Raw genomic sequence first — 13,351 nt, 5'->3', positions numbered from 1 at the left:
TAAATTTGAGTCTATTTTACTATTTTTAACCAAATAAAAAAGCTGTGCGGGGAGGCGCAGCTTTCTAGACGGTTTCTTCCATCCAAGATTCAGAGGAAGGATCTTGTCTCCAGCGTTTCAATTTATTCATAGCAGAAGGCTCAATCGCTTTCAGCTCAAGTGCCACGTCTGTCAGGGTGTCATAGTCTGTTAGGGTGACATATGGAATGTTTTTCTCTTGGAATGCTGCCGCAGCTTTTGGCAGACCGTATGTGAAGATCGCAGCAACGCCTAGTACGTCACAGCCCGCTTCTTGAAGAGCAGCGACCACTTCAAGCACACTGCCTCCTGTTGAAATCAGATCTTCTACGACGACCACCTTTTGGCCCTTTGATACGGCACCTTCAATTTGATTTCCTTTTCCATGTGCTTTTGGCTTACTTCTGACATAACACATCGGGACGTTTAGACGATCTGCTGCTAATGCCGCATGCGGGATGCCTGCTGTTGCAGTACCAGCAATCACCTCCGCTCCCTCAAAATGAGTGAGAATCAACTCTTTAAGACCTTCAGCAATGTCGTGTCTAACTTCTGGATAGGACAAGGTGAGACGGTTGTCACAATAGATCGGTGATTTGATACCGCTTGCCCATGTAAACGGTTCGTCTGGTTTCAATGAGACCGCTTTGATTTGTAATAGGTGTTTAGCAATTTTTGTTTTCATCTGGCAGTCACTCCCACTCTTTCAAAATTTGATGATAGGCTTCCAATGGTTTTTCAGCTTTTGTGATTGACCTTCCGACAACAATTTGTGAAACACCTTGCTCTTTTGCATAAGCAGGGGTTGCCACACGCTTTTGATCATCGGTTTGATCATTTAGTAAACGAATCCCTGGCGTAACAGTGAGGAAGTCAGGTGAGATGTGCTCATGAAGGGCTTTGGATTCATGAACAGAGCAAACAACACCGTCTAGTCCACTTTCATGTGCCAATTGACCGTACCGGATGACAGTCTCTTGCAGCGGACGGTCTATGAGTAATTCGCTTCTCATCATGTCTTCAGATGTACTCGTCAGCTGAGTCACTGCAATAATGCCCGGACGTTTTTGCCCAGCAGGCGTTCCGCTTTCAAGCCCTTCTAACGCAGCTTGCATCATCTGTTTCCCGCCAGCAGCATGTACATTGACTAGATCAACGCCAAGTGCGGCAAGCCGGTTCATTGCTTTTTGCACCGTTGTTGGAATGTCATGTAATTTGAGGTCGAGGAAAATGTGGCAATTTTTTTCTTTAAGTGCGTCAAGGATGGCAGGTCCTTCTTGGTAAAACAGCTCCATGCCGACCTTCACAAATAATGGTGTCCCTTCAAAGGGTTCTAAAAAGGCAAGCGCCTCCTGCCCTGATGGAAAATCAAGCGCGATGATGGGCAAGTGCTTCATATTTCCAGCTCCTTCCGATACATTCCTCTACAGATGAATACCCATAGGCTGCTAATACATTTGGCAGTTCTTCTATGATTTCTGGGCAAATAAATGGGTTTACAAAATTGGCTGTGCCAACAGCTACTGCACTCGCACCTGCTAGTAAAAATTCAAGTACATCTTCAGCGTTTTGCACTCCGCCCATTCCAATAATCGGGATAGAAACCGCTTGACTGACCTCATGTACCATGCGCACAGCGACAGGTTTGACAGCAGGGCCTGATAATCCGCCTGTTTTATTGGCAAGAATCGGTTTCCCTGTTTTTAAATCTAAACGCATACCGATTAACGTGTTAATCATCGTGAGTCCATCCGCTCCAGCACATTCAATCGCTTGAGCAATCTCCACAATATTAGCTACGTTAGGAGACAGTTTGACATAGACAGGAACGGAGGACACGTCCTTCACCGCTTTTGTCAATGCTGCTGCCATTTGAGGATCTGTACCAAAGGCAATTCCGCCTGTTTTGACATTTGGACACGAGATATTCAGTTCAAGGGCATGGACATTTTTTGCTTGGCTGATCTGCTTCGCTACTTCAACATAATCATCGACCTGTGAGCCAGCGACGTTTGCAATAATAGGCGTATCAAACTGCTCAAGCCAAGGCAATTCATTTTCCAGCACGCCTTTTAGGCCAGGATTTTGAAGACCGATAGCATTGAGCATCCCGGCACCTGTCTCCGCTACCCTTGGTGTCGGGTTGCCAAATCTCGGCTCTAAGGTTGTGGCTTTGATCATGATACCGCCAAGCACGGATAAGTCGTATAATGAAGCAAATTCTCTCCCGAATCCAAAGCAGCCTGATGCAGGGATAATCGGATTCTTTAAAGATAAGCCGGGTAACTCAACGTTTAGCATGACAACGCCACCTCCTCTGCTTTAAATACAGGTCCGTCCAGACAGACTTTGACGTAAGCTTTTTCGTGCTGATCGGTATGACAGACACATGCAAAGCAAGCACCAATTCCGCAGCCCATTCGTTCTTCCATTGAAATGTAGACAGGCTTATCGGGGTAAGAGTCTTTTAGTGCTTTTAACATAGGGGTCGGCCCGCAGGAAAGCATGACATCAAAGCTCAAATCATTCTCTTCAATGACACTTGTCACGAAGCCCTTTGCGCCATATGTCCCATCAACTGTTGCGATAAATGTATCTCCGAGTGCTTGGAATTTCTCCTCGTAAAATACATCCTTTTTCGATTGAAAGCCAAGGACATGCTTGACAATGACGCCTTTTTTCGTTAAACGTTTGGACAGCTCATATAAAGGCGGTACTCCAATTCCACCACCGACTAGTAACGCTGTCTGACCTGGCTGAACAACTGAAGGATCGTACCCGTTGCCAAGCGGCCCTAAGACATCGATGGATTCCCCATCCCGCCTTTGGGAAAGAAGCTTTGTGCCCTCTCCCTCTGCGCGATAGATGATGGTTGCTTCTTGCTTCTCGGCATGAATATTGGCAATACTGATCGGTCTTCTCAGCAGCGGTGTCATGGACTCGCTGACCTTGATATGAAGAAATTGTCCAGCCGTTTGAAAGGAGTCCACAAGGTCACCTTTTAATGTCATTTCGTAAATATGATCAGCGATCTCTCGATTTGAGACGACCGTCAAGTATGCTTTTTTCATATCGTTACTGTCACCTCAGCATTCGTTTTCACTTCTGGCATTTCGTCCGCTCTAAATGTCATGCTTTCTAGTACTCTTAAAATCGCTTCTGCTGTATCTAGCGACGTTAAGCAAGCTACGCCATTTTCAACAGCTTCACGTCTGATTCTAAAGCCGTCTCTTGCCGGCTGTTTTCCTTTTGTCAGAGTGTTGATGACAAATTGGGCTTCCCCGTTTCGAATGACATCGAGAAGGTTTTTGCCTTCTTCTCCTATTTTGCCGACAACACTTGATGGGATGGAGGCTTGTTTTAAGTAATTCGCTGTTCCTTCTGTCGCTAAAATATGGTAGCCGATTGAATGGAATCTTCTCGCAATCTCCAGTCCTTCTTCTTTATCCTTATCAGCAACTGTCAGAAGAACTGTCCCATCTTTAGGAATTTGAATGCCTGATGCAATTAATCCTTTGTAAAGAGCTTTTTCGATTGTGACATCTTTCCCCATGACTTCACCTGTCGATTTCATCTCAGGTCCGAGTGTAATATCGACTCTTCTTAGTTTTGCAAAAGAGAAGACTGGAACTTTGACGTACACCCCTTCTTGCTCTGTGTGAAGTCCTTCTTCGTAGCCATAGTTTTTGAGTTTTTCTCCTAAAATGACTTTTGTCGCTAGGTTTGCCATCGGGATGCCCGTGATTTTACTTAAGAAAGGAACTGTCCGGCTTGAACGCGGGTTCACTTCAAGTACGAACACTTCACCTTTTGAGAGAACAAATTGAATGTTTAGCAGCCCAATAATGTTGAGTCCTTTTGCAAGCTTGATCGTGTATTCTGCGATCTTCGCTTTGATCTCTTCAGACAATGTTTGCGGCGGGTAAACCGCAATCGAGTCACCAGAGTGAACCCCGGCTCTTTCAATGTGTTCCATAATGCCAGGGATCACGACAGTTTCGCCATCAGACACGGCATCTACTTCGATTTCTTTTCCTGTTAAATATTTGTCAATTAAGACTGGGTGCTGCGGATTGACTTTCACTGCATTCTCCATGTAGTGAAGAAGCTCGGCTTCTTGATAAACAATTTCCATCGCACGACCGCCTAATACATAGGAAGGACGGACAAGGACTGGGTAGCCGATCTGATTGGCAATCGCTACAGCTTGAGGCACAGAAGTAGCTGTTTTTCCTTTAGGCTGCGGCACGCCGAGTGCTTCTAATGTTTGTTCAAACTTGTCCCTGTTTTCAGCTCGGTCTAGGTCTTCAAGAGAAGTGCCGAGAATCTTCACCCCTCTATTTGATAATTCATCTGCTAGGTTGATTGCTGTTTGACCGCCGAACTGGACAACGACTCCTTCAGGTTGCTCTAGATCGATGATGTGCATCACATCTTCTACAGTGAGTGGTTCAAAGTAGAGCTTGTCCGAAATACTAAAGTCTGTTGAGACCGTTTCAGGGTTGTTGTTAATAATGATTGCTTCATACCCTGCTTGTTTAATTGCCCACACAGAATGAACGGTCGCATAATCAAATTCTACTCCTTGACCGATTCTGATAGGACCTGAGCCTAATACGATGACGCTTTTCTTGTCTGTACGTTCTGATTCATTTTCATCTTCATATGTGCTGTAGAAATATGGCGTCTCGGATTCAAATTCAGCCGCACAAGTATCTACCATTTTGTAAACAGGTACGATGCTTGCTTCTTGTCTTAGCGTATAGACATCCGCTTCATTCATATTCCACTCGCGGCTAATATAGATGTCTGAGAAGCCTTTTTCTTTCGCTTCTTTTAATACGTCTGTATTGCCTTTGTTTTCTTTTAATGTCTTTTCAAAAGCGATGATGCCTTCCAGTTTATGAAGGAAGAAGTAATCAATTTTTGAGAACTCATGTATTTGTTCAACCGTATAGCCTCTTCTAAGTGCCTCGGCGATATAGAATAATCGTTCGTCTCCCGCCTTGATAATCCGCTTTTCAAGCACTTCGTTTGTGATATCTGCTTCATCTTTTAATTCAATGTGGTGCACATCCGCTTCAAGTGAACGAACAGCCTTTAGAAGAGACTCTTCTAATGTACGACCGATCGCCATCACTTCACCCGTTGCTTTCATTTGCGTACCAAGACGTCTGTTGGCCGATTCGAATTTATCAAACGGCCAGCGCGGAATTTTAGACACAATATAGTCAAGTGCCGGTTCGAAGGCGGCATAGGTTTTACCTGTGACTGGGTTCATCATTTCATCAAGCGTTAAGCCGACAGCAATTTTCGCTGCAAGTTTGGCAATTGGATAACCAGTTGCTTTCGACGCAAGTGCAGAAGAGCGACTCACGCGCGGATTTACTTCGATGATATAGTATTGAAAGCTGTCTGGGTCAATTGCCAGCTGTACGTTACATCCGCCTTCAATCCCAAGTGCCCGGATCAGCTTGAGCGACACATTGCGAAGCAGCTGATATTCACGGTCACTTAACGTTTGGCTTGGCGCCACAACGATACTGTCTCCTGTGTGGATACCGACTGGATCAAAGTTTTCCATGTTACAAACAACAATCGCATGATCACCGCTATCACGCATGACTTCATATTCAATTTCTTTAAAGCCTGCAATACTTTTTTCAAGTAAGCATTGTGTGACTGGGCTTAGCTTCAAACCGTTTTCGACGATTTCCTTCAGCTCTTGCTCGTTTGTACAAATTCCGCCGCCTGTTCCGCCTAATGTATAAGCTGGTCTCACAATGACAGGGAAACCAATTTGATTCGTAAACGCCATCGCTTCTTCTAGGTTATGGATGATTTCACTTTCTGGTACAGGCTCATTTAGTTCATTCATCAAATTACGGAATAGATCTCTGTCCTCTGCTTTTTGAATAGCTGAAAGTTTTGTTCCTAATACTTCAACACCACATTCAGCTAATACGCCAAGGTCTGATAATTCAACAGCAAGGTTAAGTCCAGTTTGTCCGCCAAGTGTTGGCAAGATCGCATCAGGACGTTCTTTTCGAATGATTCGTGTTAAGAATTCTGGTGTCAGTGGTTCGATGTATACCTTATCGGCCATTTCTGTATCTGTCATGATGGTCGCTGGATTGGAATTCACAAGAACGACTTCATAGCCTTCTTCTTTCAGTGCTAAGCAAGCCTGTGTGCCTGCATAGTCAAACTCCGCTGCCTGACCAATGATGATTGGACCTGAACCGATAACTAAAATCTTTTTGATGTCTACGCGTTTTGGCATACTTCTTCCCCTTCTTTCTCAGTTGTATGAATCATGTCCATGAACTGGTCGAATAAGTAGTTCGCATCTTCTGGACCTGGTGATGCTTCTGGGTGGTACTGGACAGTGAATGCTGGTGCTTCTTTATGTTTTAAGCCTTCAATTGTATTGTCGTTTAGTGCGATGTGTGTGACTTCGAGCACGTCCTCGTTAATGGCACTAACTGTGTAGCCGTGGTTTTGAGCTGTCAGTGTGACCTTGCCGGTTGCTAGTTCTTTCACTGGGTGATTCGATCCTCTGTGACCGAATTTCATTTTTTCAGTACTTGCGCCGCATGCAAGCGCGAATAATTGATGTCCAAGGCAAATGCCAAAGAGTGGAACTTTTCCAATCAATTGCTGAATCATCTCGACTGCTTCTGGTACATCCACAGGATCCCCAGGGCCGTTTGAAAGCATGATTCCATCAGGCTTCAACTGCAGTACTTCATCTGCCGTGATATTGTACGGCACCACAATGACATCACAGTCCCGTTTATTGAGCTCGCGCAAAATGCCGTGCTTCATGCCGAAATCGACAAGGACAATTCTTTTTCCTCTTCCCGGGCTTGGATACGCATTTTTCACTGATACTTGACTCACTTGATCTGTTGGCTGCTGCATTGTTTGAAGGCGGCGGACCACATCTTCCACTTGTTCATCCGGTCCTGCAAATGCCCCTCTTAAAGTACCTGCACTTCGAATCATTCTCGTCAGCTTTCGTGTATCGATTCCGCTAAGCCCTGGAATGTTTTTCATTTTCAAATACTCATCAAGCGAGTATGAAGAGCGCCAGTTTGAGGGCTTTTCACAAAGTTCCTTCACAATCAGCCCTTTGACAAACGGTGTGATCGATTCAAAATCATCACGATTAATGCCGTAGTTGCCGATAAGCGGGTAAGTGAGTGTGACAATTTGTCCGCAGTATGATGGATCAGACAAAATTTCTTGATAGCCTGTCATCCCTGTATTAAAGACGACTTCTCCGACTGATGATTCTAAGCTGCCAAAGCCTGTTCCTTCGAATACTGTTCCGTTTTCTAGCACTAAGCGTCTCTTCATTTTACTAGTCTCCCCTCTTCATACACGACTTTCCCAGATGCAAGTGTCATGACCGGCCATCCTGATACAGTCAATTTGTCAAACGGTGTATTTTGTCCTTTTGATAAGAAGCTCTTTTTATCGATTGCCATTTCTTTGTTTAGATCAATGAGTGTAATATCAGCTGTTTGTCCTTCTTCCAGCTTTCCATAAGGAAGGGAGAAGGCTTCTGCTGGCTTGATCGTCATATAATCAACGAGTTTTTTTAATGTCCATTCGCCTGTTTTGACAAATCGCGTGTAAAGAAGCGGGAACGCTGTTTCAAGCCCAACTATTCCAAAAGGTGCGCGTTGCATCGTTTCGTTCTTTTCTTCTTCTGTATGCGGTGCATGGTCTGTTGCGATGAAATCAATCGTTCCATCTAACAGTCCCTCGATTAGTGCCTCGCGATCCTCTTTTCCTCTAAGAGGCGGGTTCATTTTATAGTTCGTATCAAGCCCTGGGATGTCTGCATCACATAGGAGCAGGTGATGCGGTGACACCTCTGCCGTCACACGGATGCCTGCTTTTTTTGCATCGCGAACGACTCGCACAGATTCTTTCGTACTGATATGACATACATGATAATGACAGTTCGCTGCTTCTGCTAAAAGAACATCTCTTGCAATATGCACCGATTCACAAATGGACGGTATTCCGTTTAATTCATTCGCTTTTGAAAATTCTCCTTCATGAACGCATCCTCCGTAAATGAGCGAGTTATCCTCACAGTGCGCGACAATGGCTTGATCAAGACTTGCTGCCTTTTTCATCGCTTCGTACATCATACCTGCTGTTTGGATGCCAACCCCGTCATCTGTGAAAGCGAAGGCGCCTGCTTCTTTTAGTGCTGCAAAGTCTGTCATCTCTTCCCCAATTTGTCTAGTTGTGATGGAGGCGTATGGCAGTACTCTGACAGAAGAGGTCTCTTCGATTCGATTCATGAGCCATTCCATTTGCTCTTTTGTATCTGGAACTGGGCGTGTATTCGGCATCGCTGCAATCGTCGTATAACCGCCTCTTGCTGCTGCTTTAGAGCCTGTTTCAATCGTTTCCTTTTTCTCTCCGCCTGGCTCTCTTAAATGTACATGCAGATCAATTAAGCCTGGTGAAACAAATAGCCCTTTAGCATCAATGACCTCTTCTCCGTCTTCTCTTTCTAAGTGACCAATCGCTTGAATCACTTTTCCTTCTACCCTAATATCCTGCTGCACTTTTTCACCTGTGCTTGTTAAGATAAAACCGTTTTTAATGAGATACGACATAGACAGAATCTCTCCCTTTTTGATGTAGTCTGCTATTTTGAAAAGCTCTTTTTAATACCGCCATTCGGACATAAACGCCATTTTCCATTTGCTTGAAAATTCGTGACTGCTTTGATTCCACTAAAGAATCATCTATCTCCACACCCCTGTTTACTGGTGCTGGATGCATGATAATGGCTCGTTCTTTCATGTTGTTTGCCCTGTTTACTGTTAATCCATAAGTCGATAAGTATTCTTCATTACCCATTTTTTTAGCGTGCCGTTCATGCTGGATTCTAAGCAGCATCACCACATCAGATTGTCTAATGGCTTCGTCTACTTGGACATACGTTCCGTGAGGATTTTGCTCATCTTGGAAGGAAGCAGGTCCTGAGAAAAGGACTGTCGCTCCGAGCCTTGAGAGTACTTCCGCATTCGACCTTGCCACCCTGCTGTGCTTGATGTCTCCATGAATCGAAATCGTTAAGCCCTCAAAGCCGCCAAACTCTTCATAGATGGTCATTAGGTCAAGCAGTGATTGGGTCGGGTGCTGCCCGCAGCCATCTCCAGCATTGATGATGGGAATCCCAACCTTCCCGATCAGTTCGTTGTAATATTCATCGGTGCTGTCTCTGATCACACAAGCTTTCACGCCGATGGATTCGAGCGTTTTTACCGTATCGTAAAGAGTTTCGCCTTTTTGAACAGAGGTGCTTGCCGCATCTAAGCTTAGTACATTCATCCCCAGCTTCTTTTCGGCGACTTCGAAGCTAAATCGTGTTCTTGTGCTTGGTTCAAAAAAGAGATTTGCTACAAATTCTCCCGCTAAACCAAGCTCTTGCTTCCCCTTTTTGAGAGTCGTTGCTTCTTCAATCAGCTGTAAAATCTCTTCTTTAGACAAGCTGCTCATTGTCGATAAATCATTCATTTTTTCTTCCCCCTCTAGTTTTTCATCACTTTCAGGTTCAAAAAAACCCTAAGCCTCGGCAGCTTAGGGTTCTCCAAAAGAAGCAGCGGCACGTTCGTGCATTCTGCTCATTTTAGAACCCTTGTCAGCCTCACTGGACTTCTTTTAAAAGGTTTTCTGTATTCGATTCATTTGACTCGTCATCCTCCGCTTTTTGCTGCGGCAGGATCAGGTTCAACAGGACACCCGTGATGGCAGCAAGTGCCATTCCAGATAGTGTGAGGTTGATTTGTTTCACCTCAATGAATGCCCCGCCAATTCCGATGACTAAGATGACTGATGCGATAATGAGATTACGCTTTTCTTCAAAATTTACTTTATGATCAATAAGGATTCTCAGGCCGCTTGAGGCAATGATCCCAAAGAGCAAGAATGAAACGCCTCCCATGACCGCGGACGGCACTGTACTGATTAATGCTGAGATTTTTCCGACAAAGCCGAAGCAGATTGCAAATACTGCTGCTCCGCCGATGACGAAGATACTGAACACTCTTGTGATGGCAAGGACGCCGATATTCTCTCCATACGTTGTTGTCGGCGGTCCGCCAATGAGTGAAGCGAAAATTGTCGCCGCACTGTCTCCTAAAATGGAGCGGTGAAGACCAGGTTTTTTAATAAAATCTTGCCCTACAACTTTACTTAACACCACTTGGTGGCCGATGTGCTCAGACATTGTCACAAAGGCAACCGGCACCATTACGGTGAGAATGCTTAAAGTCACAGCTGGTGTGTAGTCCACAAATGGTACAACGAAGTCTGGTACAGCAAACCATTTTGCATCAATGACCGGCTGGAAGTTCACAATGCCTTGTGATAAGGCAAAGAGATAGCCGCTGATAATGCCGATTAATACTGGGATCAAGCTAAGGAATCCTCTTAGGAAAATCATGCTGATAATCGTGACAGCCAGTGTGAAGCCGGCGACCATTAGGTGCTTCAGGCTGTAAACAAGCTCGGTTGCATTCGGATCAGCATACATCGCCATGTTGACAGCTGTTCCAGCGAGTCCGAGTCCGATGACCATAATGACCGGCCCTACGACGACCGGCGGTAAAAGTTTCATCAGCCAGCCTGTGCCGAGCCATTTAATAAATAGTGCAATGAGTGCATAAGCGACACCCGCCATGAAGGCACCCACCATGGCGGCTCCAGGGCCGCCTGTGGCTTTCACATTCAGTATGGGGGCGATAAAGGCAAAGGACGATCCAAGATACGCTGGAATTTGGCCTCTTGTGATGATTAAGTAAACTATGGTTCCAACACCACTTGAGATGAGCGCGACCGCTGGACTCATATCGATGATTTTTGGTACTAGAATGGTTGCACCAAACATGGCAAACAAATGCTGAAGGCTAAGTGACAGCCATGTGAACGGTTTTGGGATATCTCGAATGCCTAAATTGGCTTTTTGCTGACTCATGATTTTCCTCCTAGATGTGTCCTTTTTCATTAAAAAAGCCTCTTTGCGAGTATGCGCAAAGAGGCCTAGAAAAACCGTACACGTCATGTTTGCCGTGCTCGGTATCTCTGTTATTGCCCTCTTTGCAAACTCTCTGGAATGCATTTAAAAAGGTTATTTTTCATATATAGCGACAAGGTCGTTTTGATCTACTTCATTCAGTTGAACCATAACTGTCTCTGCTTTTGATGTCGGAATGTTCTTCCCGATATAATCCGCTCGAATCGGTAGCTCCCGGTGTCCCCGGTCGACGAGAACAGCAAGCTGAATGGAAGATGGTCTTCCTACATCCACAAGGGCATCCATGGCTGCTCTGACGGTTCTGCCTGTAAACAGGACATCGTCAACGACAATCAGTGTTTTGTCATTAATGTCAGCTGGAATGTCTGCACCCTTCACAAGCGGGTCTTGGTTCTCTGTCTTTTTTGTCAGGTCATCACGGTATAGCGTAATATCAAGTTCACCCACTATGACTGGATTTCCTTCAATTTGCTCGATGCGCTCTGCAAGGCGCTTTGCAAGATGAATACCTCTAGTCTTGATCCCCGCAAGGATGACATCTTTCATCCCTTTGTTGCGCTCAATCATTTCATGTGCAATTCGGGTAAGCGCTCGTCTGATCGCTTGTTCATCAAGAATGACTGCTTTTTGTTCCATCTTTTACACCTCTTTTTGACAAATAAAAAGCCCCTTCTGCAAAGGGCAGAGAGGGGCGTTCATTTGTGCATACACGTGCACAAATTGATCCGTTATCCTTCTCAGCCTCTCTGGACTGTTTTAAAGAATCTTCATTTCTTCGTTCATTATTTCAAAAAAAGAACGGCCTGTCAATCGTTATTTCTTAATGAATCGATAAAAGCTTGCATATCAGCAGGAACTGGTGCTGTGAACTCGATATATTCGCCTGTTCTTGGATGATCAAATCCTAAAACACCTGCATGAAGCAGCTGACCATTGAAATCGACTGTCTTTCTCGGTCCATATTTCGGATCTCCTGCAAGCGGATAGCCGATATATTTCATATGAACACGAATTTGGTGTGTTCTTCCTGTTTCAAGTCGGCACTCCAACACCGTGAAATCCTGAAAGCGTTCAATCACATCAAAGTGAGTGACTGCTTGTTTTGCACTTTCTTTTGTGACCGTCATGCTTTGGCGGTCTTTTTTGTCTCTGCCAATTGGGGCATCAATTGTGCCTGTATCATGCTGAATGATGCCATGGACAACGGCCGTATATTTTCTTGTGACAGTTTTAGCCACAAGCTGATTGACGAGTGATTCATGCGCCATATCGTTTTTTGCGACCATTAACAGCCCAGATGTGTCTTTATCAATACGATGGACAATTCCAGGACGCATCACACCATTAATCCCTGATAAGTCCGTGCAATGTGCCATCAGGCCATTTACAAGCGTTCCTGACACGTGACCTGGTGCTGGATGAACGACCATTCCTCGTGGTTTATTCACCACTAGCACATCTGCATCCTCATAATAAATATCAAGATCCATTGGTTCTGCTTCTACATCTAGTACTTCTGGTTCTGGAATCTCGACTTTAATCTGATCTCCAGCTTGTACTTTGTAATTGGCTTTCACTTGTTTCCCGTTTACCTCGATCAGCCCATCCTTTACCCACTGCTGGACCTGGGTTCTTGACCATTCTGGTTCTGTCGTGCTTAGAAATTTATCAAGCCGTTCACTCGTTTGTTCCTCTGAAACGGCAATATTTACTTGATTCATGTAGTTGACTCCTTCGTTTTCTTTCCATCTAACAGCATTTGAATGAAGAGCAGAATAACTCCTACACATAGAGAAGAATCTGCAATATTAAAGATTGGGTAGTGATAATTCCCAAAGACGAAATGAGCAAAATCTACCACTTCCTGACGGAAAACGCGGTCGATAAAATTCCCAATCGCTCCGCCAAGCATTAAGGCCAGTGCAACTCCAAGCAGCTTGTCCTTTTGTCCATGCTTTTGCAAATAATAAACAATTCCCGCAATAACAACGAGTGTGATCACATAGAAAAACCACATTTGTCCTTGGAGAATTCCCCATGCGGCGCCTGAATTTCGGTGAGACGTGATATAAAAGAAACCATCAATCACTGGATAAGAATCTCCGGGCATCATATTTTTGACAATGAGCCATTTTGTTAATTGATCTAAACAAATCATCACGAATGCGATTATGTAATAGAACACACACGTTCCTCCATCTTCATACTTTGATCTTTATGCATTTTATCAAGAAAACAGGAAGGAGTAAAGAAACTTTAGTT

At 44.6% G+C, this 13,351-nt stretch carries 12 protein-coding genes; all 12 read right to left on the bottom strand.

Annotated elements, in window-relative coordinates; translation table 11 throughout:
* Window positions 1-64: 64 nt before the first annotated feature.
* The 12 genes from pyrE to lspA all read right to left on the bottom strand — a co-directional run bounded on the left by pyrE (window position 65) and on the right by lspA (window position 13,274).
* Complete coding sequence (gene pyrE / locus NSQ36_RS07510) at window positions 65-703, bottom strand: orotate phosphoribosyltransferase (protein ID WP_044141967.1); 639 nt, start codon at window positions 701-703, stop codon at window positions 65-67.
* 7 nt (window positions 704-710) lie between these two features.
* Window positions 711-1,415, bottom strand: coding sequence for an orotidine-5'-phosphate decarboxylase (pyrF, locus tag NSQ36_RS07505; protein WP_106028971.1), 705 nt, complete (start codon window positions 1,413-1,415; stop codon window positions 711-713).
* A complete protein-coding gene (locus tag NSQ36_RS07500; RefSeq protein ID WP_050945079.1) occupies window positions 1,387-2,319 on the bottom strand; it encodes a dihydroorotate dehydrogenase in 933 nt (310 codons plus the stop codon). The genes pyrF and NSQ36_RS07500 overlap by 29 nt, the downstream gene beginning before the upstream one ends.
* Entirely contained in the window at window positions 2,313-3,089 is a 777-nt protein-coding gene (locus NSQ36_RS07495; protein ID WP_003211895.1) for a dihydroorotate dehydrogenase electron transfer subunit, read from the bottom strand. Before NSQ36_RS07495 ends, NSQ36_RS07500 begins: the two co-directional genes overlap by 7 nt.
* Window positions 3,086-6,301, bottom strand: coding sequence for a carbamoyl-phosphate synthase (glutamine-hydrolyzing) large subunit (gene carB, locus NSQ36_RS07490; RefSeq protein WP_050945080.1), 3,216 nt, complete (start codon window positions 6,299-6,301; stop codon window positions 3,086-3,088). The genes NSQ36_RS07495 and carB overlap by 4 nt, the downstream gene beginning before the upstream one ends.
* The gene (locus NSQ36_RS07485; protein WP_339207130.1) at window positions 6,286-7,380 is read right to left on the bottom strand and encodes a carbamoyl phosphate synthase small subunit; all 1,095 of its coding nucleotides are present in this window, start codon (window positions 7,378-7,380) and stop codon (window positions 6,286-6,288) included. The genes carB and NSQ36_RS07485 overlap by 16 nt, the downstream gene beginning before the upstream one ends.
* Entirely contained in the window at window positions 7,377-8,663 is a 1,287-nt protein-coding gene (locus NSQ36_RS07480; protein WP_106033181.1) for a dihydroorotase, read from the bottom strand. Before NSQ36_RS07480 ends, NSQ36_RS07485 begins: the two co-directional genes overlap by 4 nt.
* A complete protein-coding gene (locus NSQ36_RS07475; protein WP_253622632.1) occupies window positions 8,647-9,570 on the bottom strand; it encodes an aspartate carbamoyltransferase catalytic subunit in 924 nt (307 codons plus the stop codon). The genes NSQ36_RS07480 and NSQ36_RS07475 overlap by 17 nt, the downstream gene beginning before the upstream one ends.
* Window positions 9,571-9,700: 130 nt before the next feature.
* Window positions 9,701-11,029: a solute carrier family 23 protein gene (locus NSQ36_RS07470; RefSeq protein ID WP_050945084.1), complete on the bottom strand. Its 1,329-nt coding sequence runs from the start codon at window positions 11,027-11,029 to the stop codon at window positions 9,701-9,703.
* A 153-nt stretch (window positions 11,030-11,182) separates the two neighbouring features.
* A complete protein-coding gene (gene pyrR / locus NSQ36_RS07465; RefSeq protein ID WP_003211705.1) occupies window positions 11,183-11,725 on the bottom strand; it encodes a bifunctional pyr operon transcriptional regulator/uracil phosphoribosyltransferase PyrR in 543 nt (180 codons plus the stop codon).
* Between the two features lie 170 nt (window positions 11,726-11,895).
* Complete coding sequence (locus NSQ36_RS07460) at window positions 11,896-12,810, bottom strand: RluA family pseudouridine synthase (protein WP_339207128.1); 915 nt, start codon at window positions 12,808-12,810, stop codon at window positions 11,896-11,898.
* Window positions 12,807-13,274, bottom strand: coding sequence for a signal peptidase II (lspA, locus tag NSQ36_RS07455; protein WP_003212011.1), 468 nt, complete (start codon window positions 13,272-13,274; stop codon window positions 12,807-12,809). Before lspA ends, NSQ36_RS07460 begins: the two co-directional genes overlap by 4 nt.
* Window positions 13,275-13,351: the final 77 nt, after the last annotated feature.

The sequence above is a fragment of the Bacillus sp. FSL W8-1143 genome, from assembly GCF_037965155.1.
Classification (GTDB): Bacteria; Bacillota; Bacilli; order Bacillales; family Bacillaceae; genus Bacillus; species Bacillus pumilus.
This window is presented reverse-complemented; position numbering and strand designations above follow the sequence as displayed.